Raw genomic sequence first — 24,796 nt, 5'->3', positions numbered from 1 at the left:
AATATATTAGGAATATAAAATGAGTTTTGAATCATTATTAACATTTGCAGCTATTGTATTTTTTATAGCAATTATTCCAGGACCTAATGCTTTATTAGTTCTTTTTACTGCCCTTAGTAATAATAAGTCAAAAGCATTTGCAAATGTTGCTGGAGTATCCTGTGGTTTTTTAATACATGCTTTTATTTCGGCCCTAGGGCTCTCTTTATTAGTGTCAAAATCGCTTATTGCTTTTACATTGTTAAAAATACTAGGTGTTTTTTATCTTTTATATTTAGGGTTTACGCATTTTAAAGCAGGTTATCATCTAAAAAGCATAGCAGCGCCTAAGAGTGAAGAACAAAAAGGTTTAATGAAGAATTTTACAAAAGGATTATTAACAAATCTTCTGAACCCCAAAATAATACTTTTTTACTTATCCATTTTTCCTCAATTTGTTAGTTCTACTAATATTTTAGAAGACAGCCTTTTTTTAGGGGCAATACAGGCTTTAGTTGTATCTTTTTGGTTTTTAATAATTATTCTTTTATCTCAATATCTAAAAGATTTTTTATCCAAAGCAAAAAATGCTAGATTCTTAAATTATTTTGCAGGAAGTGTATTTGTTTTGTTTTCTTATAAACTGGCAAATTCAAAATAAGATTTAGCGACCTAATCTCTAGGCTCTAGAATATCCACTAGTTCATACGATATAACATACAAACGTGTCACGCAAGGATAGATTTCTTGTATTATTTCTCTAAGCTCTTCAAGTGTCATATTTTCTTGTTTGGCATGAAAATCAGACAAATCCTTAAAAAGAATAGGAAGCACTGCTTTAATTTTTAAGGTACAAAACCAACGGCTGCTTTCAAAAGTAGAAACCTGCACAATACTGTTTATTTCATAATCTTTTTCCGATGCATCACGAATGGTAATTGTTTTTTTAGAAGATAAAATATCTTCTTCAAAACGCTCAAAAAATGTCATCTTAGATAAACTCATTATTACTCTCTTTTTAAATTTTTGTTCCCTATTTAAGCATTGTAATAATACTTAAATAGAGTCTATTTTCTTAACATCTGCGTTAAAATCAATATTATCTAAATCTTCTTTCATTTGCGTTTGTGAAGTGCTTGCTGGACAAAAAAGTAGATAATTCTTTGATAATTTTATATTATTTAAGAAGACAATGTTTTGCAAAATCACCGGCCTGTGTTACGGTCCACTCCCCTTTATCTTTTTCTTTCATATCTGTACACCAAGCATCACTACCAACTTTTGGGGAACACCCTGTAACAAACAACAAACTAAAAGTAAATAAGCTAATTCCAATCATTTTTTTCATTAAAACTCCGTTTATTTTTATCTTAATATAATTAATATTATTATTAACTTAAGAACTAAAATTTACTGCTTTTGGATAGAATCCATTCTCATTAGTAATTAACAGTATTATTTTAATGCTTTTTTACTCTCTTAAATTAATATCTTAGATTAATAATTTAATTAATAATAATATTGGTTTATTAGGTGTAATATTGTTATATCAAGCCAAAAAAAGGACTTCTGATGTTGAATAACCTGACAATTAAACTCAAACTTATTATTTTAGCAATACTTGTATCTCTTGGTTTTGCAGCAATTGTAATACTCGAAACAAAAGATATAAAAGAGCTTAATGACTTAAGCCATATGAAAGAGGCTGTTAAAAACTTAAATATTAATATGCTCAATTTGCGTAAACATGAAAAAGATTTTCTGGCAAGAAAAGATATGAAGTATCTAAAAAGCTTCAAAACTACCGTTGGTAAAATTGATGTAGAATCAAAAGAACTGAAAATAATGCTTATTGATTTTGAATTAGATACTAAAGATACGGATTCTTATAATAAAATCATTCATGAGTACAGCTCTGTATTTACCCAGCTTGTTAAAACTCAAGAACAAATAGGTTTAAATCCAAAAGATGGTTTGTATGGAAGCTTAAGAAGTACCGTTCATAAAGTTCAAGAATTTGCAAAAAAATCCGATGATAAAAATCTTTTATCTATTGTATATGATTTAAGAAAACAAGAAAAGGATTTTATGTTAAGAAGTGATAAAAAATATCTTAGCTCTTTTAATTCAAAATTGGATGCTTTAAAAGCAGATGCCAAGTATCAAAACATGTCCTCCTTGTTAAATAAATACAGAGAAGATTTTAATAAATTGGTGCAATTTGAAGAGAAAAAAGGTCTAAACAGTAAACTAGGACTTTTAGGAAAAATGAGAAAAGTTATACACAGATCAGAAGAGTCATTAAAAAATATGACTTCTCTTATAGGAGTTGCAGTTACTCAAAAAGTATCTGATATTCAAATGTTTGCTGCTATTTTTGCTATTTCTATTGCAGTATTTATTGTATTTGCACTTCTATATATTAGTAATTCTATTAGTGTTTCATTAAGAGATTTTGAAAAAGGATTAATTCAATTTTTCTCTTTTGTAAACAATGAAATAAAAGAAGTTGATAGATTAGATGATAAAAACAATGATGAAATAGGTAATATGGCAAAAATCATTAATCAAAACATTGCTACTACTAAAATAAATATTGAAAAAGACAGAGCGTTAATTGATGATGCAACTGTAGTTGCTAATAAAATCAAAGTGGGTTACTTAAAAGAGAGAATTACAAAAGAGTCTAATTCAGATGAATTAAATGATTTGAAAGATGTAATTAATGAAATGTTAGAAAACTTAAATAATAATATAGACAATATCCTTCTTGTTTTAGAAAGTTATTCTAAATACAACTTTTTACCAGTAGTAGATATTAAAGGTGTTGAAGGAGAAGTAAAAGAGTTATGTAAAGGAATCAATTTTCTAGGAGATTCTACAACTGTAATGTTAGTTCAAAATAAAGGTATTGGATTAGGTCTTTCAAAAAGTGCAAAAATCCTTGTACGTAATGTCGAACAGTTAAATACAAATGCAAATTCAACGGCAGCTTCTCTTGAAGAAACAGCTGCCGCACTTGAAGAAATAACAGCAACGGTTGTAAGTAATAATGAAAGCATACAACAAATGTCAAATTATGCGCAAGAAGTTACCAAAGCGGTTAAAAATGGAGAAGATCTAGCTACTCAAACCAGTCAATCTATGGATGAACTAAATAAACAAGTCACTTCTATTAATGATTCTATTGGTTTAATTGACCAAATTGCTTTTCAAACCAATATTTTAAGCTTGAATGCAGCCGTGGAAGCAGCAACAGCAGGAGAAGCTGGAAAAGGTTTCGCAGTTGTAGCCCAAGAAGTAAGAAACCTTGCAAGCAGATCTGCAGAAGCTGCAAAAGAGATAAAAAGTTTGGTTGAGAATGCTACGGCACAAGCCAGTGAGGGAAAACAAATTGCCAATAATATGTTAGAAGGATATTCTAAATTAAATGAGAATATACAAAATACTATTTCTATTATTGCGGATGTATCAAGCGCATCAAAAGAACAACAAGCAGGAATAGAGCAAATCAATGATGCAGTAACCCAAGTTGATTCACAAACTCAAGAAATTGCAACCATTGCCTCTCAAACACAAGAAATTGCTGAACAAACGAATGTTATTGCCAATGATATTGTAAAAGATGCTAATAATAAAGAGTTTAAAGGAAAAGATGAAGTAAAAGCAAGAGAAGTAAATAAAAAGTCAAGTAAGGGAAATAAAGGGGAAGAAAAAACAGAAGAAACAGAAGAAAAGACCAAAAAAATATCTTCTCCTAAAAAAGCAGTAGTTAAAGGAAAAGATGAATCTTGGGAGAGTTTTTAAGCCCTGTACTTTTCTAAGAGATAAAATACCAATCACCCTTACTTCCTCGGAACAGTAATACTGTCTCCGAGTAATTTAATTTTACCTATTAGCTTAAAATTAATCTGCCGCACACGCCTCAATCTCAAACATTAATGAAGGAAGAGCAAGCCTAGTAATACCAAGCAAGGTCATAGGAGGACTTATTTGTATAGGGCCAAATCTTGAAGCTAAAACATCAAAGTTTTTCATAGCTTCATCCACATCTGTAGTATAAATTTTAAGCCCCGTAACATTCTTCAAACTCATAGCAGCAGCGTGCAAAACTTCTTCTAAATTATCAAGTGAAAGAATAATTTGTTTTCGCATATCTTTAGCGTGTTGTAATTTGCCCTTGGCATCAACAGAAGTCTGTCCCGAACATATTATTTGTCGTGTAACTCCTTCTAGTATTTCAGCCTGGTTATATCCAAGATTTTGTGACCAAGTCCATGGGTTAATAGCTATTCGTTTCATAATTTGTCTCCAATTAATAGTTTACCCGAAGTATTTCCAGGTATTAAATTAATTATAACACCTGGTATTGACAACCCTATGTCAGGAAGTTTTTATTTTTTGTTCCAATGAGAAAAAAGTTCTAAAGAAAGCCTTTTTAATTCTTGTTTAAGAGAAGTGCCAAGGATTATTTCAATTTCATTGCTATATTGTAAGAGCCAACGCGCCATATAGTCTGGCATAGAGCTTAAAAATCGCATTTTTACAGCATTTTTTTGCAGCTCTTCTTCAATAAATCCAAACATATAACGTTGTTCTCCCACAAATCTAGCTGCTTCATGGGTAAAAAGGATTTCAATTTCTTCAAGCTCTTCTCTTCCTTGTTGTTCTTTTAAATACTCTTGTAGCGTTAACCTACTATGACGAAGGAAATATTCATTTTGTGGTGAAAAGGATAAAATACGGTCAAGTCGAAAATCTCGATAAGCTTCTCTCTTACGACACCATGCAATAAGATGCCAATGCCAACTGTAATAAAAAAGACCAATGGGTTCAATACACCGTAGCGTTTGAGCATTACTACTAAGAGCGGCATAATTAATTTCAATTACTTCTGTATTTAAAAGAGAGCTTCTTATTTCTCGTAACCAGCGATCAGTACTTGTTATTGTTTCTCTTTCATAGCCTTTCTTTTTAGTAGCAACAGACACATTTTGATTTTCATTGTAACCCTTGTTATTCATTGGAAAATGACTGCCTGTAGGTAAAACTTCAATATTAGCAGCAAAAGAATTTAAACCGTCTTTATCTGAACTATCAATTACTGCTCTAATTTTATTTAAAGCATGTTTAAAATCTTGCAAAGAATTGGCATCAAGACTCGATACCAGTAGTTTTTCCCCAAGCAATAAAGAAGCAGCCTCATCCAGTGTAAAACGAATAGGAGGTAAGTTGGAACGTTGGAACAAAGAGTATCCAATACCTGCTTCTGCACGTATTGGCACGCCAGCACTCTGTAGGGAACTTATATCACGATAGATTGTACGTTCACTCACATTAAAATAGTCTGCTAAAAATCTAGCTGTTACAAGGGAGCGTGTTTGTAGGAGTAATAAAAGAGAGGTGACTCTATCAAATCGTTTCATCTTTTACTCTTAGTATAAAATGTATATTCTTTTTGCACACTTGTCCTTCTTAAGTTTTACTTTTATCCCAAATTGTTATTTGAATAAAAATCTCTATTATTGTTTTATAATAACAAAATTTGTTTATTATTTAATACTATATATAAATAAGCTTAGTAATTTTTTTATTAGGAGATAAACGCATGGATTTAAATTTATATATTGCATTTTTATTTACTGCTTTATTTCTTATTGCTTTGTTTCATAAAATTAAAAAGGCAATTGAATTTTCTAATAGCTAATAATTAGGAATACACATTCTTGAATTTAAAAGTTAAATATGTTAGAATTAATTTCTAAACTATATATATTTTAAGGTGTTATTTGTGTCTATTTTTACTTTTCAATCTTTAGCTGGTGGTTTTTTAGATGAAGATCTAGAACATTTTAATAAAATATTTGATGACTGGTGTATTCAATTTGAGAGCTATGAAGATGCTATGGATATAATGCAAACGCTTGAAAATGAAGAAAGCATAGATATTGTTGAAATAACGCCCTTGACTTATCCCAAATACTTTTTTTCATCTCTTCAAGGTACTATTTATGCAACAAGGCAGGTTGAAGATAAAATCATTTGTGTGGTAGAACCTTTTATGGGTTCTAGTTTTAAAATTGCTATTTGTGATCTTAAAACAAGAAGCGTAAGACTAACAAAAACTAGCTACAAAAATATGCCAAACTTAGAAAGTGCTTTTGCTAATTTTGGTGACAAGTTATTATGATCTACCCTGTCCCTAAAGTTTCGAATATTACGCTTAGCTTTAACTAATAAACGTCTTCTTTATAAATTAATGTTATTCTTATATGAAAAACTAAGGGCAAAAAATGAATACTCTAAATACTTTTATTTTAAACAATGAAGCCTTAATACGAATAACATTCTTTGTTTCAATTATTTTTATCATGTTTTTTTTAGAAGTGTTTATTCCTCAAAGAAAATTAAAAATTAAAAAACAAAAGCGTTGGTTCAGTAATTTTTTACTCGTATTCCTGGGCTCTTTTTTAGTGAAGTTATTTCTTCCTTTTGCAGCTATTGGGGCAGCTATATTAGCTTATGAGAAGAACATAGGTTTGTTTTCTTACCTTGAACTTCCCTACTTCTTAGAGATTCTTCTTTCCGTAGTATTATTGGATTTACTTATATATTTTCAACACAGATATTTTCATAAAAATACATTTTTTTGGAAGTTTCATAAAGTTCATCACAGCGATATGGATTATGATTTAAGCACAGCTCTTAGATTTCATCCTGTAGAAATACTTTTTTCAATGATAATAAAAATAGCAGCTATTCTTATTTTAGGAGCACCCCTTTTAGCTGTTTTTATTTTTGAGATTATCTTAAGCAGTCTTGCTGTTTTTAATCATTCAAATATACGTTTAAATAAATCTTTTGATAAATATCTTAGGTTTTTAATTGTAACACCTGATATGCATAGAATTCATCACAGTGTGCATAAAGAAGAACTAAACTCAAACTACGGTTTTAATATATCTTTTTGGGATAAAATATTTTCTTCTTATACTGCAAAACCAAAAGATGAGTATGAAACAATGACTATAGGCTTAGCAAACCTTCAAGATAAAAAACAAATGACTAATATTTTAAGTCTGTTAAATCTTCCTTTTTTAAGCGAAAAAAAATAATTGTATTCGTATAAAACAGAAATTACGAAGGGCTTATTAAAAGAGCACTTTAGTACGTTTTGAGCTTGTTAGCTTCAAATATTCTATTTGTCGCTTTTGTACAATTAATAAAAAAACTTTTTCTATATACTTCTAAAAAAAGGAAAACAATGAAAAAGAAAACATTAATTATTATGGCCCACTCCAATCCAAATGATTCTAAAATCAATAAAAGAATTAAACACACCCTTGAAAATGAAGAAGATATTATATATAAAGATATTAAATCTTTGTATCAAGATTATAATTTTGACGTAAAAAAAGAACAAGAAGATTTATTAAATGCCCAAAAAATAATCTTTCAATTCCCTCTTTATTGGTGGACGGCACCTGCTATTTTAAAACAATGGATGGATGATATTTATACCTATGGTTTTGCTTATAAGTATGATGATAAGGGTGCATGGAAAGCTCTTAATTTACAAAATAAAGAGTTTCAAATGATTGTTACTATTGGAGGAAGTGAAGAAGATTATAAAAATATGAATGTAAATGTAAAAGATTGTTTATCTTCTTATTCTATTACAGCTTCCGCTTTAGGTATGAAAGAACTTGATCCTTATTTACTTTATGGAGTAGATACACATAAATATACGAATGAACAATTAGATGATATAATGCTTGAAGTAAAAGAACATATTTTATAAGAGATAGGAGGAGTATGGGATACTTTAATGCAAATTTAGACGCACTTAATTTTAAATTATTTGAACCCCATACCCGCTTAAAACCCTATGTTCACTCTTATTGGTTAATACAAAAAAAAGACTTTAAAAAAGAAATGATTTATAAAATATTAAGTGATGCAAGTATGGGTTTTTCAATTAATTTTGCCAAAGCATATTTTAGCAAAATGAATAACAATACTTTTGATTGTATAGGAAAGTTTTCTATAGATGGACCTACAAAATACCCAACATATCTACATTTTGACAAAGAACTCTATATTATTGGAGTACGTTTTAAAACAGCAGGTGCTTATGTTTTTTTTGAAGAAAAGATAGAATCTTTTGCAGATAAAAACACTCCTCTTCACAATACAAAAAACTGGCCCTTAGATGCTTTGTACAATTCACTTATTAGTAAAAGTACTGTAGAAGAAAGAATAAAAGAGATTGAAAACTTTTTAATTAAAAAACTTCAAGAAAGTAAAAAAAAGAATGCGCCGTGGATGTTTCCTTTGATCTCTAAAGTTCTTGATAATAAGGGTGATATTACCTTGGATTCTTTATGTAAAGACTTTGATATAAGTATCAGACAAATGGAACGTAGTTTTAAAAAAGAAATAGGTCTTAGTCCTAAGGTATTTCTTCGTGTAATCAGAATGAGAAATGCAAAAGATCTTTTAAATAAACTTGATTTAGAAAGTTTCACCAAAACAGCGCATGAAACAGGTTTTTTTGATCAATCCCATTTTATAAGAGAATTTAAATTTTTTATGAAAGAAACCCCTAAAAACTACTATAAAAATAAACTCTCTTTAACAAAATCAAGTGATTTTAAAACATATCCATCCAAATAAATTTAGAAACAAAAAAAGTAACCTTAAAAACTTTCCCATTCTTTTTGATCATTTGTTGCAAATACTGTGCTATTCACTTCTTCTTTTGTTTTTTCACTTCTTTCTTTTATAATTTTATTTTTATTTATTTTCAAATTACTTTTTTGTCTCATAATGGCTTTTTCTCCACTTCGTCTTTCATTGTTATCATAATCTAAATCAAAGTCTTTTTCTCTTCTATCTTTAATATCATTTTTTCCAATAAATTCTTTTTGATTCACACTGTCCACTATTTTTTGAGATATGTCTGCTGAACTTACTGCAATTTCTAAGGTTTCATTTGCTGCAAATGCGATTTTTTGAGTTTCTCTGTCTTGTGTGCTAATCGCATCATTAATTTGTTCAATGCCAAGCTTTTGTTCTTTTGAGGAGGTCTCAACATTGGCAATTAATCGTATTGTATTATTTATATTTTCGGTTAGGTTCGTATAACCAGAAATCATTTCATCTGATATTTTTTTGCCTTCACTTGTTTTATTATTTGCATTAGCTACTAAATCTTTGATTCTTTTGGCTGTATCAGCTGATCTGGTTGCTAAGTTTCTTACTTCTTGTGCAACTACTGAAAAACCTTTTCCTGCTTCCCCAGCGGTGGCTGCTTCTACAGCTGCGTTTAAACTTAAAATATTGGTTTGGAAAGCTATTTGATCAATTTCAGCAATGGCGTCTGTTATTGCAGATACTTGTTCATTAATCTCATCCATTGAAGAAGTGGTTTTTTCTGCTAAAACATGACCTTCTTTTATTGAATCAAGTACTTTATTAGCATAAGTGCTCATTTCACTAATAGAGTTATTATTATTTGTTACCGTACTTGTAATCTCTTCTAAAGCAGCAGATGTTTCTTCAAGAGAAACAGCTGCTTCATTAGAAGAATGATTAAGAATATCAACATTTTCCAATAAAGTATTCGCCGATGAATTTAGCGTTAAACCAATTTGTTTATTTTCTACCAACATAAACGAAATAGAATCTCCTAAAGAATTAACGCCATTTGCTAAATCAAGAAGTTGGTTTTTTACTTTTGAATTATCTACTCTATTTATATAGTTATAAGATGAAAATTCTTCTAAAATACTTAAAACATTCCCTATATTATTTTCCATTTGAAAAGCCATAGAATCTAAAACTTTTTTTAACTGCATCAAGGTAGGATTTTCTACATTCATATTAATTCTTTGACATAAATCACCTTGTTCAAACTCAGATAAAACCATTATTGTTTCATCTATAAAAGCTCTGTCTTCATCAATTGATTTTTTTATACTTTTAATATTTGTATTAACGATTTTTGCCATAGATCCCATTTCATCGTTTGATACATCATCTAAGAGTTTAATCTCATCTTTTTCTCTGTTTAAATAATCAAAAAATCCAAGTAATCCTTCTTGAAACGTTGATATTTTATACCTAACAGATCGCATAACAAAATAGGCACTTAAAAAAGATATAAAAAGAACAATAAGTGAAATAATTTCTATGGTTCTTAAGATAGTATGTTCATCTTTCTCAGTTTGTGCTATGGAATGTTCAAGAAGATTTTCCATTTGATGCATTAATATTTGTATATTTTTATCCATAAGTTTTAGCTCTGTACTTAAAGTCTTTTGTTCTTCTTTAATATGCTCTTTTTTACCACTCTTTAAATCAGATATAAACATCTTTAATGTAGCTTCAAACTCTTTTTGTTCTTTTTCTAAAATTTTAAGCTCTTTTAGAAAAAGTTTGTATATGTTTTTTGTTTTTTCATCTACATTATGCGCAATTGCTTTAAGTGATAATTCTTCTGCTTTTACAAGGGTATGGTCTGTTTCTTTTTCCAGTAAAACAATATTATTCTCAAGTGTTTTAAACTCTTTAGAATTAATATCAGCACTTGCTATAATCAATTCATAAGTAAGTATCTCTTCTTCTAAGATATCTTTTTCCAATTCAGTAATAATCGTATTAAGAGGTATTTGGTATTGCGATATTTCACTGATTTCATTTCCGATTTTATTAAATCCCAAATAAGAAGAAGTGGCAATAATAATCATGCCCGTAATTCCAACTAAAATAGAAAAAAGTATTTTTGTTGTTAGTTTCATATTAATTAATAATTTACTAGTCATTTAAAATCCTTAAGTAACTTTTTATCTTAGCTTAAAAATATACATCACTCGCTCTTAACATATTGTTATCTTTAGGTATTAATATTATTCTTTTAATGATTTGTAATTAATAGACTATATATATCACAACAATAAATTATTTATCTCTATAAAAAAGGAATGAAGACTATATAAAATGCACTTTAATCATTTTTAATGTAATTAAATTATAAATTTAAGTTTATGAATTTTACAAGATAAAATCCAATCATAATTTGAGAAAAAAATAAAAAAAGAAGTAGGAAAAAAGGAAAAATAGAATTTGGATTATTTTATTTTAAATTTAGAGAATAAAAAACACTGTACTTTCTAAAAACATGAAGATAAAAATATCTCCATATTTTTTAATAACTTAAAAAATTGTGATTAACAACAATTACAAGCTTGTTTATACTTACTTAATTTTCCAATACCTGGATTAAACGTATTCGTAGGATCTAATTTTTCATAAAACTTTTTTAAAGTACTTTCTGCTTTATACATATGTCCAACATTATGTTCAGCAGGATACTTAGCACCTTTTGCGTCTAAAAATTCAAGCATAATTTCTTTCATTCTTACTAAATCAGTACCTTTTTTGAAAATGTAATTTTGATGAAATACATTACACATAAAATGTCCATAATGAAGGGTAATTTCAATATTTTTTGCTACTTCTTCTGGCAGTACTTCAAACCATTGCGTATCATTACGACGTAATGCAATATCTAAAGGCAAAACACCTGAAATTATATTATTGTTCATAACAGCATACCTTCCAGTAGCTCCACCGGCTGCAAATCTGTGTAAGATTGCTTTATCGCCCTCTTCTTTTGTACATTCTATATATCCACCATCGCTGTTTTCTTTATCTTCATTCCAGTTTTCTTCTAAATATACTTTTGCTTCTTCTATTCCATCATCTCCCATACTTAAAATCAAATGATGTTCATATTTATCTCTAATATCAAGTAAACGCTGTGGAATTTGATTGGGGAATAATTTACTTGTATATTGCATTACTTTATTTGGAATATCTTTTGGTAAAAATGAAAACCCTTTTAAAAAGTTCTCCGCTTTTGCTTTTATTTCATATAAAAGAGGCATTCTTTTCGTACCTAAGTATCTAATTGCTACAAAAGTATCTTTTCCATACTCTTCTGTAATATTAAAAATAGTTCGGTGCATGTATTCTCCCATTTCTGGAAGGTTCGTAAAGTCCTTTAGAATATCCGTTCTTAGTTTTGCAAGTTTATCTGGGTTATTCGTTCCAAGATAAAAAACTTGTTCTCTTTTAGGTATTACAAAAGTATCTGTTCGTACTGCAAAAACACCCAGTTTACCAGCACAACCACTGCTTTCGAATAATCTTCTCTCATCAGCATTAAAACGGGCTGGAATGTCTGATGTTATATCACGAACACGTGCCTCATATTCATTATCAGATGCTATTCCTTTATCATAAGAAATTTTAGAAGCATCAAAGTTACCTTCTTGAAGATTTGTTAATATTTCTTCTGGTGTATCCCCAAGTCCATCAATTCCTAAATTATTAACAAGGTGTAATTTTCCTTTTTCATCAACTTGTGCATAAATAGCAAGTTCAGTATAAGCTGGACCTCGTTTTACTAATGCGCCTCCTGAGTTATTAGCAATACCACCAATAACAGTAGCACCTAATTGAGAAGAACCAATAACAGAATGAGGACTTCTGTTTATTTTAACCAGAGTTTCTTCAAGTGAGTGAAGCGTAGCACCTGCTAAACTAACGGCTTGTTTTCCTTCATTTATTAAATGAATTTTATTAATTGCAAGAGTAGATATAATAACAAGGTCTCTATCATAGTCATTTCCACTAGGAGCAGAACCTTCTGTAAGTCCTGTTTTTGCAGCTTGCATGATAATGATACAATTATTTTTAACACACGCTTCAATTAGTTTCCATTGTTCAAGCAGAGTACTTGGAAAAACAACTGCTAAAGCCGTACCAATTCCAGAACGAAAACCACTTCTGTAATAAGATGTTTTACTCTCACTGGTTAGAACTTTTTTTGAACCTACAATGTTTTCAAACTCTTGAATCAATACATTTTGTTCTGCTGTTATTGTCATTATCTTAGCCTTTTAATTATTTTATAATTTTTAATTTTTAAATTTTTTTGATACGTTAATCAATACTTCTATTTATCACTTAGAAAATCGAGTATAAACTTAGAATAAATACTTATCTCAAATATGACATAATATTAAAAGAAGTTATTAGTTTAATAATAATGCCTTCTTTTAAGTAAAATAAATCCTAAAATTCTTGTTAATTATTTAATTATGCGAATTATAGCACAATTTTAAAACAGTAAAACATGAAAAAGTAAGAAATAATGCGCTTTAGTTAAGTAGATAATAAAAAGAAAAATTTCACGAAGATATGATTCAAGCCTCTCTTTTAGGCTTGAAAAACGTTAAATTTAAAATTTACAGTAGTTTTTTTGTTTAAATAAAGAGTAAAATACTTTATTTTTGTATTTCAGGACTGTTCTCATTCTTTTTATTTACCATTAAAACACATTCATTATCATCTTTTACAATGGTAATATTTTTATCTTCATACACGGTATCTATACTTTGAGCACTTGAGCCCATGTCCAATTTAAAATATCTTAAATATTCTGTAAATTTAATTCCTGAACGAAAAGCTTTGTTTTCATTTACTTGCTTCAAAGCATTTTTTATCTGTTTGTTCGTGTAATATCTGCTCCAACGCAACCAAATAACAATCATTACGATTAAAAATATGAGTATTTCCATTTATTTTCCTTTAATTCTTTTCTTATTTTAAGATATTTTTATTTAAAAAAAATGTAGTGATATTTTTTATATACTTTTATTCTTTTTTTCTTGGTTTTCTACCCACTAAAATACCACCTAAAGCAATAAGTGCAATACCAGAGATTGCGTATATATCTGGTATTTCATCTCCTAACATAAGACCAAAACCAACAGCAAAAGGAATACTGGTATAACTAATAACGCCAATAATACTTGCAGCACTTAAACTATAAGCACGAGTAAGAAACCACTGAGATGCCGTGGATAAAACAGCCATAAAAGCAATAAGCGCCCAAACAAAAGGATCAGTATATATTTTAAACTCAACGAAAGAAGTAAATAACAAAATGAATAAAGGAATAATCACTCCTATCCCCATAAAAGAAAGCATAATAATTCTTGCATCATAAATGTCTTTTATTTTTTTAATAGTGGCATAAGCAGCAGCTGCAAAAAAACCACCTAAAATTCCAAGAATATGTTCAAAAGATATTTCTAAACCAAAAGGTTTTATTATAAATATAACCCCTAAAAATCCAATAAACAAAGCTAGAATGGTGCTCGTACTAATAGACTCTTTCATCAAATAATAAGCAAAAATCGTTACAAAAAAGGGCGATGTTTTATTTAATATCACAGCTTCTCCTAAAGGAATCGAAGCAATAGTATAAAAATAACACAGCATAGCAAGTGTTCCAAAAACACCTCTTAAAACAAGTAAGTTAAGTTTTGACATATCTATAGCTACAGGGACTTTTTTCAAACTATAAAGTACAATTATAACGCCCAAAAGATTTCTATAAAATACTATTTCAATGGGGTCCATAGTATCTGATAATATTTTAGCAACTGCCCCTGAAAGTGCCCCAATAAGAGCAGATGAAAGCATGAATAAAATACCCTGATCGATTAGTTTTATTTTTGAGATGATGGAATACTTATTTAACATTTAGATCCTTTATTAATCGTATTGTATACAAAATTTATAAAAAAGGTTTTAAAGGCTTAGAAAGTTAGATTCGTAGAGGGTTTTGAAGTATGGAATAAACCATACTTCTGTGTAATTAGTGAGATAAAAATACTGGTAAAGTAGAATTTTCCAACAAATATCTTGTTGTTCCACCAAACATAAGTTCTCTTAAGCCTTTTTGTCCAAAAGCACCAGCAACAATTAAATCAAAATTGCCATCATTTGCAGCATTTAATAAAGCCTGCCCTGGAATTCTGGTTGTTTTTACTATTTCATAAGTGCTTTCTACTCCATGTAAAGATAAATATGCTTGTATATCTTTCATTTGAGTTTCATCTTTTATATATTCTTTAGAAGAAACTATTTTTACTTTTTTTGCAGCTTTTAATAAATCAAGGGAAGAAGTCAAAGATCTTGAAGCTTCAGGAGAATTATTCCAGCCAATAATAATAGAATCAAGCGAAAACTTTTTCATAACTCTTGGAAACATTAATACTGATTTTCCACTTTTTAAAACAGCTGTTTCAAAAGTAGCAGTAGCAATACCAGAGGGAGGCGCTGCTGCAATAACTAAATCACAAAACTTAGAAGCTTGTTCCACCAAAGAACTTCTAACCCCTACTTTAATTTTTAAATTAACAAGACTTTTATCAATACCAACCTTGTTGATTACCTTAGAAAGAAGGGCTTTAAATTCATCATCTTCTTCTTTATACTGAGATCTAAGAACTTCATCAATAGAATTTTGAATCTCTGTAGGTAAACGCATAGTATCTGTCATAGTAACAATAGTTTCTAATCTGGATTGTAAAATATCTACATCAACCGCAAAATGTTTTGCAATTAATAAAGCACCATATAGTCTATCTTCTAGCTCTTCTCCTCCACCAATGGGAAAAAAAAGTTTTTTATACGTCATATTAAATCCTTTTATATCAAATTATTATCAAGTAAAATAGTATAAAACGAAAAAATGTAATAAAAATAAAATTTATAAACTTATTATATTATACAGCAAATATAATAAGCTCTTTGAGCATCAAATGCCTTAATACTCTAAATAACCCTACTTCTTTAAACTTAAAAATACAATATTCTCAATTTCAATATATTCTTCATTTGTAAGCTCATAAGATAAATTATAAGCCCCACAAATATTCTCTAAAATACCATATAAATATTCAAGAGTATTTACTGCTAAAAATTTATATTTTTTATTGGGATTCATCTGTTTTATTTCTTCTAAATATAAATCTCTTAATTCTTGATTTTTGTAAATATTACTTACCGTTTCAAAAAGTACAATAATTTTTTCTTTTTTTAACGTTGTTTTACTTAGAATATTAGGTTCTTTATTAAATGCAATTGCAATATCAAATAAATCTCTAGCATTACCATTCCCAGCTCTATAATAAATTTTTTTTGCAATTATTTCTTCTACTGTATCAATTAATAATCCATGATTCCATAACGTTACTTTAGTATAAGGAACTTTTGATTTTTGAATAACATCAAAAAATTGAATCTTACAATCTTCATCTATTACAATTTCAGAATAAATAGGATGAGATCTAAAATCTCCAGTAAATCCAATGTTTTTCATACTTTCTTTTACTTCCTTACTCCAAGAAGACTCTTTAAGTAAGTGTTTTTTATCGACATCAGCATATATAAAAATATCAATATCCGTAGAATATCTATGATTCCAATAATAAGCTGCTAAAGCAGTACCTCCACCAAGAGTAGATACATCTTTTAATCCCTTTTCTTCTAAAAGTAAAAGAGTTGCGTTAAGCATAGCTTTTTGTTTTGAGAAATCATACATGAACTATTTTTTTTCGCTTTAATATATTTTGCAATGCAAGAGGAACAATATTTTCATTATCGCCATTTAAAGGAAGATGTTTAAGTCTAAATCGTTTGTCCCATGATTTAGCGACACCTGTTAAACTTCTAAAAGGACTTGTGATATATATATTCTTAACATCTCTTTTTGAAATATCAAATGTTGAAATAAACTCTTCAAGCTCATCAGGCGATAGTTCTTTAAAAAACTTTGAATAAATACTTTGTTCTTTAATGCTTGCATCATCATACTTACTTTTATTAAATGCTTTTTTAATGTCACTATATGTAAATTTGAAATGTTCATCAATATTTCTATTAAGTATATGAAAAAACCTATGAGTAACTTTTTTTTCACTAATATTTTGAAGTTCTTTTTTATCAAGATGAATAAGTAGTTGATACAGTTTATTTCTATTACTGTCCTCTTTTTTCCAATCATTAAGAGTTGTTAATGGTATCTCTAAATATTTACTAATTTCTACTTGAGTCATTCGCTATCCTTATATATTTACATTATATACGAATACCGTATTTTTGTCAATAATTAATTAAGTAGAAAATTTAATTAATGTTAAAACCATTTATTTTTTTTAGTGATATAAATAAAACCTGCAACGCTTGTTACTCCCCTTGCTATATAAAGGGAAAGCATTGCTATCCACAAACCATTATTTTCTAAAGCTTGTGTGAAAAACCATACAGGGAAATAGACCAGTATTACGGATACTAACATCGCATTTTGCATGACTTTTACTTGTGTTGCCCCTATAAATACTCCATCTAATAAATAACTGGGTGCTGCTAATATTGGCAAGATTATTAACCAAGGTAAGTATTTAATCGCAATGTCTTGTACTTGTGATATTGAGGTTAAAGCTCCTATAATTTCTTCGCCTAAAAAGTAGAAAAACACACTAAAACAAAGAGCTACAAGAAAAGATAAACAAGCAGCAGAAATAACTAAACGGAAAAAATTCTCCATATCTTTAGCCCCAATAGATTTTCCGCTTAACGCTTCAAGTGCATGTGCAAAACCATCTAAAACATGTGCAATTAACATAACAAAACTAAGTAGTACTGCATTCGCAGCCAAAGTATCTGCCCCAAATTTAGCACCTTGAGCTGTAAAAAAGGACATAGAAATAAGTAATAAAATAGTTCTTACAAATAAATAACGGTTGACTTTTATAATTTTTGAGTAATTATTTAATTTGATTAAAGATTCAAAAACAACAGTACCCCCAACCTTTAAAAGCATTTTACGGCAAAAATAAGCCCCAAGTACTAGTCCAAAGTATTCTGATATTACAGTAGCTATAGCTAAACCTTCTGCTTGCATATTTAGAACATTAACAGCTATTACATCTAATACTATATTTAACAAGTTCGTACTTACTAATAAGATTAATAAAACTTTAGTATTTTGATTACCAACAAACCAGCCCAATAAAACATAAGAACATAAAACAGCTGGTGCCCCATAAATACGAATACTTGAATAAGCTAAAGCCTGTGGTAATACTTTTTCATCGGATAATAATAAATTCAACGCTACATCAATGATGACTTCTTGAAACAGCAGTATTAACAAAGAAATAAAAAGTGCTAAAATAATAGACTGTGATAAAACAGTGCGATTAGCATCTCCATCATTCGCCCCAACGCTTTGAGCAATCATTCCTGTTGTCCCCATTTTTAAAAAACCAAAAGACCAATAAACAAAAGAAAAAATAGTGGTACCAATAGCAATTGCTGCTAAAAAACGACTGTCTGGTAGATGACCAATTACCGCAATATCCACAAGTCCTAATAAAGGTTGTGAGATATTAGAAAGCATCACAGGCCAAGACAATAACCAAATCATTTTAAAATCTTTTTTATTACTATAAAATTTTATGTAAAATCCTTCTTATCTTTTAATTTTTCATCATATCCAAAAGATATTTATAGAGCAAAAAAAAGGTGTCAAGCAGCAATTAGTAATGAGCAAATTGTAAATAATTTGGTATTGCGTCCTCGTTATTTTGATGACCATATTAATTTTTTTGTTAGTTACTTACTTCAAACTGAAATTTTTTTGATATCCACTGTGTCGCAAGATTGAGGTTACTACATTCGAATTGCGTACCAGAAAACAGCTCACGCACACTATTCGATGAAGATACACCGATACATTTTATGTTGGCTCGAATGGCAGAAAGACTACCATTGTAAGTATCTTCGATGGCCAGACATTCGGATGGTTCTAAGTCCAGTTTGTCTGCTGCCAATAAATAACAATCAGGAGAAGGCTTGCTATTTTCAACATCATCGCCAGAAACGACCACTGAGACATACTTTTCGAGTTTGTGATTCCTCAACGTAGTATTCACTCCTTCTCTTCCTGCACCAGTAACAATTCCAACTTTTAACCCTTGAGCGCAGAAATAACGCATAGACTCAAGTGCTCCTTCCATAAGAGGAAAAGCTTGCTTAGCCAAGTATTCACTTGTGATTTTTGCTTTAGCCATTTCGAGTTCAGAAGGCTCTACTTCCATAGAGTGATTTTGCACAATAGTTATTGCGTTTGCTGTGCTTGGTATACCTGCATATTGACTTTTGTACTCTTCATGGGACAAGTCAATATTATAACTACGTAGAACATCTCTCCACATTTCATAGTGGGCTTGTTCTGAGTCTACAATTGTTCCATCGTGATCGAAAAGAATTGCTTTAATCATGAGTATCCTTGTTTGTTAATAGCAAATTATATACACCCCTGGGGGTGAAATAGATGTAATATATTTAACCACAATAATGATAAAGATATGCTTCTTAAAATTATAAATAAAATAGCTTTAAGAGACAATGTTATTCTTCATACTTATGTTTTAATGGATAATCACTATCATTTATTAATAGAAACAAAAAAAGAAAACTTATCTTCTTTTATGAGAGTAATTAATTCTAACTATTCACAATACTTTAACAAAAAATATAAAAGAAATTGTATCAAAAGTGGAGATTCAACCCCCAGCGTGTAAGCACATTTTAAGCCATTTTTATAAAACATAATCGTATACTTTTATACATATGACAGTATTGAAACGTATGTAATTTGTATTAAATTATGTATTATAAATCATGGCATGTCCTTAAAAGGTACAAATTGAGAATTCTATTATTTGTTTTATTATTTATAAACACTCTTTTTTCAAATATTATTTTAGATAAAAATATTGATAAAAAAAGTAATTTTATTTTAGAAAAGTTTTATGACAGTTCAAAAAAACTTACGATTGAAAACATTGAGACTAAATCCTTTGAAAAAATACCAAGTCAATTTACATTTGGACATGAAAAAGGAAATATTTGGTTCAGGTTTGTAATTAAAAACCACAGTTTATATGAAGACTTTATTTTAAATTTTAGTGAAGCATATTATCACGAGATGACCCTTTATAAAAAAGTAAATAACTCTTGGGAAAAAGAGAAAAATGGTTTAATACTACCCTTCAAGCAAAGAGAGGTTTTAAATCACAATCCCACATTTCATCTAAAAATAAAACCCAATCAAATACAAACTTTTTATATAAAAGGAAACTCTAAACTTACTACTTCTGGAGAGTTTGAGATTTATAAAAAAGAGTATTTCAACTCGATACATGGACATTCTAATGATATTTTATATATGTTTTATCTTGGAGCAATCTTCACTATTACATTAATAAATTTATTTATTTATTTTAGATTAAAAGAGCGTGTGTATCTTTATTATAGTGGATATACATTTTTTTATACTTTATGGGCAGCTGCTTACGGCGGATTGATCTTATATACCCCAGTTTATCAATTTTTTTATAAATTTCTCATGGTAACACCTATGTTTATAATGTTCTTAATTCTCTTTTCCTCAGAATTTTTAAATGTGAAAAAACACTTACCTAAACTATATAAACCTTTAAATATTTTTGGATATATTTTTGGAGTATTAGCTATTCTTATTGTTTTTAGCTTTGAGCCGTGGTTTGAAATTATGAATACATTAGCTTCTGTTTTATTTTTAGTTTTATTTTCAGTAGCTATCTATATTTTAAGAAAAAATAATGATATTAATACCAAATACTATCTTTTCGCTATGAGCGTTTACATGGTAAGTATGTCTTTAATGTCAGCTATGGCAAATGGGTGGATTGAAAACAGTGATATAAATAGATACTCTTTCTTATTTGGTTCATTTTTTGAGATATTATTTTTTACACTGGTTCTTACCAATAGATTTTATATATTTCAAAGTGAAAAATTTAAGATACAAAATGAACTTTTAGAATTGAAAGATAAAAATGAAATCATTTTAGAAAAAAAAATAGAAGATAGAACAAAGAACTTAACAGAATCAAATAATAAACTAAGTGCTTTAGTAGAAGAAAGAGAATTATTACTTAAAGAATTAAAGCTATTGACAATTACTGACCCTATGACTACGTTATATAACAGAAGATATTTTGCCGAGATATCAAAAAGTATAGTAGCTTTATCTAAAAGAAAAAAAGAGAATTTGTCAATCATTATGATTGATATTGATAAGTTTAAAAATGTAAATGACACATACGGACATCAATTTGGTGATGATGTCATAATTTCATTATCTCGTATACTCATTGAAAGTCAAAGAAAAAGTGATATTATTTGTAGGTATGGGGGCGAAGAATTTATCATATTACTGCCATACACCGCACTTGACGCTACAGCTGTAGTAGCTGAAAAAATACGTATACTTGTAGAATCATCAAGAATGACGCTTCCATCAAATGAACGTTTTAAATTCACAATAAGTTTAGGTGTAGCTCAAGTAGATATAGAAAAAGAAACAAATATCAACGATGCTCTAAAACGAGCTGATGATGGACTCTATCAAGCCAAAAATTCAGGTAGAAATAATGTTGTTGTAAACGCTCTAAAGTGAAACTATATATCTTTTTTTAAACAAAGAGAGCAGCTATTTTTTTCCTAATGAGTATACATTCTTCTATACTTCTACCTTTATTAGAAAGTGATAATTCTAGTGCTCATGAAAGCTAGCGCATTCGTTTTTTTTCTTCTTTTATAGAAAAGAAGAAACAAGAAAGCAACTGACGGTTGTTGAAGGCGGAGCTTCCCTCACTTGTTATTTTGTGTTTCTGCCTTGTGGAACTCCCTAAAACGTGCATTAAAGCACCTTTCTTAACGGTCAAACAGTCCTCAGGCTGTTCAGAAACAAAAAATAAACGCTCGGCTTCAACAAAGTCAGAACCACGCTCCACATTTCACTAATGATTTTTTCTCTTGAACGTAAAAATATAAGAGATAATTAAATCTAATAAAAAACCACATTCCCAACGGCTCTTTCCCTGACTTTGAGAAAGCTAAATATTTTTATTTTTTAACGGAAAAAGGCGAGGACTATTTGAGTGTAAAGAAATGTGCTCTCTAGCACATTTTAACGAGTTCCACAGCCCAGTTAACAAATAAAAATATTTAGGCACCCGAAGGGCTTTATCAACTCGTCAGTTGCTTCTTTTTGTTTCTTTTTCTGACAATTAAGAAAAAGAAAAAAGCGCAAAGGTACTTTGTATGAGCTCTTAAATATAAAAGTGGAGATTCATTCTCAGGGGTGTTTTTCTCTTTTAAGTTAGAAGAATTGAAAATGGTAAAAGTTCCTTTTTACTAGTATTTTAAATCTTGACAATAAATTAACAATCAAGTATAATGTACTAAATTAAATACTAAAAAGGATACTCTTTTGAATGCTATTTTATCAAATTATTCTGCAAGCATATCAGAATTAAAAAAATCACCCTCTTCAATTATTGAAGAAGCAGGAGATGAAGCAGTAGCTATTTTAAATCATAATAAGGTTAGCTCATATTTAGTTCCTGCAAAAACCTACGAAAAACTATTAAGTATTGTTGATGACTATTTATTAGAACAAGAAGTAAATAAAAGAATTAATGATAAAGATGAAATTGTTTCTGTAAATCTTGATGACTTATAATCTAAAATTCCACCAAAAAGCATTAAAAAAGTGGAATAAACTAGATAAATCAATAAGAGAAAATGGCAAAATTTATAAATTCTGTTTGAGAAAATTCCAGTGAAAGTATACGCATTTTATCATTTAGTTAATTAGGTAAACTGTTCCAGAATTTTTTGAAGATATAAAACTAAACCTATCAAAGGATAATAAATGAAAATAAACCTCTTAAAAACTGGAATTATTGGAACTATTTTAATAGCACTTTGCTGCTTTACACCCATTCTTGTAATTCTTGTAACAACAGTTGGGCTTAGTGCAATTGTAGGATACTTAGATTACGTATTATTCCCAGCATTGGGATTTTTTGTTTTACTAACAGTTTACGCTATTTCAAGAAAAAATAGTTCTTGTTGTAATAATAATGATAAAAATTTAAAAAAGTAATCTAATTGTTTATCAACTCATATATGATTTTCTTATACTTCTAAATGTCATGTCAATAAAACTATGGGGACAAAACTATGGGGACAGTCACCATTATTATTTTTACCAAGAAAGGTGACTGTCCCCATTTTGTTATAGAGCAATTAAAGATGTAGCCAAAAAGAATGAATCAAACAACTCTAATTGGAACATGAAAATCTAAAATAAATGTATCATTCTCTTCTAAATAGTGGTTTTTTGAAAATACTGCATAAGCTGGCAAAGTTATAACTTCATATCCACTCTTTGGCATCCAATATTGATAAATATATATCATAAGTCTTTCTATGTCTCCATATTTACCTTCATAATGAAAAATAGCACACAAGGATTCATGAATTTTTAATTTGCTTATTGAGTTTTTTGGTTCAAAATTCTCATCTACTTCAAGAGCTGCAATATAATTACACTCTTCGTATGGAATCATAATAGTACTATCATGGTAAATTCCTATATGAGTATTGTTTTTTAAGTCACATTGATATGCAAAAGCTAATAGTCTTTGCCATACTTTTATAAGATTCGCTTCAGTATAGCCTTTGAGTCTGAGATATACACATGTTTTTTGTGGAATTACTTTTATTCTTGGCTCTAAGCCTTCAAAGTTTTTTATGGATTTATCATTTATATCAAATTTGTTTTTAGTGAAGTTTCTAAAAGCTCCTTTTCTCCACTGACTTGGGGTAAATGTAAAACGCTTTTTAAACGCTTTGCTAAATGATGTAGGGGAAACATAACCGCAATTGTTAGCAATCTCAGTAATTGTAGAGTAATTGTCTGTAATAAGAAGATTTGCCGCTTTTTGAAGTCTAATAGATGTGATTTTTACAAAAATATTCTCACCTGTTTCTTCTTTAAATATTTTGTGGAAATGGTATTTACTAACGCTATTCAATCTTGCTAATTCATCAAGTGAAATATCTGTATCAATATTCGTATAAATATAGTTTAACGTTTTATTTACTATTTGGGCTCTTATGTGTTTTGTATCTCTTTTCATAATTTATTATAATATAAGATAGAAATAATAGCAAGATAAGATAGTAAAAATAGAATTTAAGATAGAGCATTAAATCTTTAAATATTCTATACTAAGGAAAAGATCAAGGAGAAGATTATGACAAAAAGGATTTTTAAAGAAAACTCCTTTGTGGGATTTGAGTTTCTTCCCGCAGAAGCAATCTCTAATAGTATTAAAATTTATCATCCTTTTGCATCTTTGGCAAACGAATATTTTTCAAATAAAGGCTTTGATGTTACTGCATTAGAATGTGGTTCAATTAAAATATCATTTGAAAATCTGGCTAAAAAAGAAAAAATAGCGTTAGCAGAGGAAATAAAATATTTTTTAAAAAGCTCAAGACAAAAAGTAATAAAAGATTTTTTAATTTATAAAAAATGGTATTAATTATTAAAACGAAAGGAAAATGTATGAGCTCTTACAATAAAGGTGTCTGTCACCATTTATCTAGTATAAAAGTGGATTTATTACCCCTCGTATAATGGAATATAGCAATAAGCTATAATAAAAAGAAGAGTCAATTTTAGTATATTGATGTACCCCTGAGACCATTTAATAATTATTGAATGAGTTTGGACCCCAGTGTAATAGCTAAATTAAAAACTTGAGTGGCAACTAAGTCGGATATATTTCCAGATTGCATTTTGCGAGGTGAAGTTATATTTAGTTTCTAAAATCAGACAGAGCAGAAGCTCTGTCCTAACAAGCTCTTCTAAAATTAATTAGGAGGCCTTCATGTATAAGTTTATCGGAATTGATGTATCTAAGTCAACATTACAAGTTTATATTGAAATTAAAAATGAGAATATTAGTATTTTAAATACTAAAAA

At 28.9% G+C, this 24,796-nt stretch carries 25 protein-coding genes; 11 read left to right on the top strand and 14 right to left on the bottom strand.

Features of this window, described 5'->3' with window-relative positions; all coding sequences use genetic code 11:
• Positions 1-19 precede the first annotated feature (19 nt).
• Positions 20-640, top strand: a complete 621-nt coding sequence (locus tag HRT41_06375) for a LysE family translocator (protein ID NQY23640.1) — start codon at positions 20-22, stop codon at positions 638-640.
• Between the two features lie 11 nt (positions 641-651).
• Here HRT41_06375 and HRT41_06370 read toward each other — a convergent pair whose 3' ends face one another.
• Both HRT41_06370 and HRT41_06365 read right to left on the bottom strand, forming a co-directional pair.
• The gene (locus HRT41_06370) at positions 652-969 is read right to left on the bottom strand and encodes an ASCH domain-containing protein (protein ID NQY23639.1); all 318 of its coding nucleotides are present in this window, start codon (positions 967-969) and stop codon (positions 652-654) included.
• A 187-nt stretch (positions 970-1,156) separates the two neighbouring features.
• Positions 1,157-1,327, bottom strand: a complete 171-nt coding sequence (locus HRT41_06365; GenBank protein ID NQY23638.1) for a DUF3012 domain-containing protein — start codon at positions 1,325-1,327, stop codon at positions 1,157-1,159.
• Between the two features lie 224 nt (positions 1,328-1,551).
• On the opposite strand from HRT41_06365, the gene HRT41_06360 reads away from it, so the two are divergent.
• A complete protein-coding gene (locus HRT41_06360) occupies positions 1,552-3,786 on the top strand; it encodes a methyl-accepting chemotaxis protein (GenBank protein ID NQY23637.1) in 2,235 nt (744 codons plus the stop codon).
• 99 nt (positions 3,787-3,885) lie between these two features.
• Here HRT41_06360 and HRT41_06355 read toward each other — a convergent pair whose 3' ends face one another.
• Complete coding sequence (locus tag HRT41_06355; GenBank protein NQY23636.1) at positions 3,886-4,281, bottom strand: RidA family protein; 396 nt, start codon at positions 4,279-4,281, stop codon at positions 3,886-3,888.
• A 92-nt stretch (positions 4,282-4,373) separates the two neighbouring features.
• Positions 4,374-5,405 carry a YafY family transcriptional regulator gene (locus tag HRT41_06350; GenBank protein NQY23635.1) on the bottom strand — a complete coding sequence of 344 codons (1,032 nt, stop codon included), beginning with the start codon at positions 5,403-5,405 and terminating at the stop codon, positions 4,374-4,376.
• Between the two features lie 365 nt (positions 5,406-5,770).
• Between HRT41_06350 and HRT41_06345 the strand changes: the two genes are divergently transcribed.
• The 4 genes from HRT41_06345 to HRT41_06330 all read left to right on the top strand — a co-directional run bounded on the left by HRT41_06345 (position 5,771) and on the right by HRT41_06330 (position 8,655).
• The gene (locus tag HRT41_06345) at positions 5,771-6,169 is read left to right on the top strand and encodes a hypothetical protein (protein NQY23634.1); all 399 of its coding nucleotides are present in this window, start codon (positions 5,771-5,773) and stop codon (positions 6,167-6,169) included.
• A gap of 103 nt (positions 6,170-6,272) precedes the next feature.
• A complete protein-coding gene (locus HRT41_06340; GenBank protein NQY23633.1) occupies positions 6,273-7,094 on the top strand; it encodes a sterol desaturase family protein in 822 nt (273 codons plus the stop codon).
• 149 nt (positions 7,095-7,243) lie between these two features.
• Positions 7,244-7,780, top strand: coding sequence for an NAD(P)H-dependent oxidoreductase (locus tag HRT41_06335; GenBank protein ID NQY23632.1), 537 nt, complete (start codon positions 7,244-7,246; stop codon positions 7,778-7,780).
• A 14-nt stretch (positions 7,781-7,794) separates the two neighbouring features.
• Positions 7,795-8,655: an AraC family transcriptional regulator gene (locus HRT41_06330; GenBank protein ID NQY23631.1), complete on the top strand. Its 861-nt coding sequence runs from the start codon at positions 7,795-7,797 to the stop codon at positions 8,653-8,655.
• A gap of 23 nt (positions 8,656-8,678) precedes the next feature.
• Here HRT41_06330 and HRT41_06325 read toward each other — a convergent pair whose 3' ends face one another.
• From HRT41_06325 to HRT41_06285, 9 genes are all read right to left on the bottom strand, one after another.
• On the bottom strand, positions 8,679-10,805 hold the full coding sequence (locus HRT41_06325; protein NQY23630.1) for a hypothetical protein: 2,127 nt from the start codon (positions 10,803-10,805) through the stop codon (positions 8,679-8,681).
• Between the two features lie 405 nt (positions 10,806-11,210).
• Positions 11,211-12,935 (bottom strand): D-lactate dehydrogenase, encoded by a 1,725-nt coding sequence (gene dld / locus HRT41_06320; GenBank protein ID NQY23629.1) that lies wholly within the window; start codon positions 12,933-12,935, stop codon positions 11,211-11,213.
• A 399-nt stretch (positions 12,936-13,334) separates the two neighbouring features.
• Positions 13,335-13,628, bottom strand: coding sequence for a hypothetical protein (locus tag HRT41_06315; GenBank protein ID NQY23628.1), 294 nt, complete (start codon positions 13,626-13,628; stop codon positions 13,335-13,337).
• Positions 13,629-13,704: 76 nt separating this feature from the next.
• Positions 13,705-14,538 (bottom strand): DMT family transporter, encoded by an 834-nt coding sequence (locus HRT41_06310; protein ID NQY23627.1) that lies wholly within the window; start codon positions 14,536-14,538, stop codon positions 13,705-13,707.
• Between the two features lie 175 nt (positions 14,539-14,713).
• Entirely contained in the window at positions 14,714-15,538 is an 825-nt protein-coding gene (locus HRT41_06305) for a universal stress protein (GenBank protein NQY23626.1), read from the bottom strand.
• A gap of 147 nt (positions 15,539-15,685) precedes the next feature.
• Entirely contained in the window at positions 15,686-16,444 is a 759-nt protein-coding gene (locus HRT41_06300; protein ID NQY23625.1) for a nucleotidyl transferase AbiEii/AbiGii toxin family protein, read from the bottom strand.
• Positions 16,437-16,958, bottom strand: coding sequence for a hypothetical protein (locus tag HRT41_06295; GenBank protein ID NQY23624.1), 522 nt, complete (start codon positions 16,956-16,958; stop codon positions 16,437-16,439). The genes HRT41_06300 and HRT41_06295 overlap by 8 nt, the downstream gene beginning before the upstream one ends.
• 80 nt (positions 16,959-17,038) lie before the next feature.
• A complete protein-coding gene (locus tag HRT41_06290; protein ID NQY23623.1) occupies positions 17,039-18,331 on the bottom strand; it encodes an MATE family efflux transporter in 1,293 nt (430 codons plus the stop codon).
• A gap of 184 nt (positions 18,332-18,515) precedes the next feature.
• Positions 18,516-19,187 (bottom strand): HAD family phosphatase, encoded by a 672-nt coding sequence (locus HRT41_06285; GenBank protein ID NQY23622.1) that lies wholly within the window; start codon positions 19,185-19,187, stop codon positions 18,516-18,518.
• A gap of 87 nt (positions 19,188-19,274) precedes the next feature.
• Here HRT41_06285 and HRT41_06280 point away from each other — a divergent pair, with 87 nt between their 5' ends.
• The 4 genes from HRT41_06280 to merF all read left to right on the top strand — a co-directional run bounded on the left by HRT41_06280 (position 19,275) and on the right by merF (position 22,906).
• A complete protein-coding gene (locus tag HRT41_06280; protein NQY23621.1) occupies positions 19,275-19,490 on the top strand; it encodes a transposase in 216 nt (71 codons plus the stop codon).
• Positions 19,491-19,615: 125 nt separating this feature from the next.
• The gene (locus HRT41_06275) at positions 19,616-21,412 is read left to right on the top strand and encodes a GGDEF domain-containing protein (protein ID NQY23620.1); all 1,797 of its coding nucleotides are present in this window, start codon (positions 19,616-19,618) and stop codon (positions 21,410-21,412) included.
• 816 nt (positions 21,413-22,228) lie between these two features.
• The gene (locus tag HRT41_06270) at positions 22,229-22,480 is read left to right on the top strand and encodes a type II toxin-antitoxin system Phd/YefM family antitoxin (GenBank protein NQY23619.1); all 252 of its coding nucleotides are present in this window, start codon (positions 22,229-22,231) and stop codon (positions 22,478-22,480) included.
• Between the two features lie 192 nt (positions 22,481-22,672).
• A complete protein-coding gene (gene merF / locus HRT41_06265; protein ID NQY23618.1) occupies positions 22,673-22,906 on the top strand; it encodes a mercury resistance system transport protein MerF in 234 nt (77 codons plus the stop codon).
• 169 nt (positions 22,907-23,075) lie between these two features.
• On the opposite strand, the gene HRT41_06260 is transcribed toward merF, so the two are convergent.
• The gene (locus HRT41_06260; GenBank protein ID NQY23617.1) at positions 23,076-23,945 is read right to left on the bottom strand and encodes an AraC family transcriptional regulator; all 870 of its coding nucleotides are present in this window, start codon (positions 23,943-23,945) and stop codon (positions 23,076-23,078) included.
• A 117-nt stretch (positions 23,946-24,062) separates the two neighbouring features.
• Between HRT41_06260 and HRT41_06255 the strand changes: the two genes are divergently transcribed.
• Positions 24,063-24,353 carry a hypothetical protein gene (locus HRT41_06255; protein NQY23616.1) on the top strand — a complete coding sequence of 97 codons (291 nt, stop codon included), beginning with the start codon at positions 24,063-24,065 and terminating at the stop codon, positions 24,351-24,353.
• Positions 24,354-24,796 lie beyond the last annotated feature (443 nt).

The sequence above is a fragment of the Campylobacteraceae bacterium genome, from assembly GCA_013215945.1.
Classification (GTDB): Bacteria; Campylobacterota; Campylobacteria; order Campylobacterales; family Arcobacteraceae; genus NORP36.
This window is presented reverse-complemented; position numbering and strand designations above follow the sequence as displayed.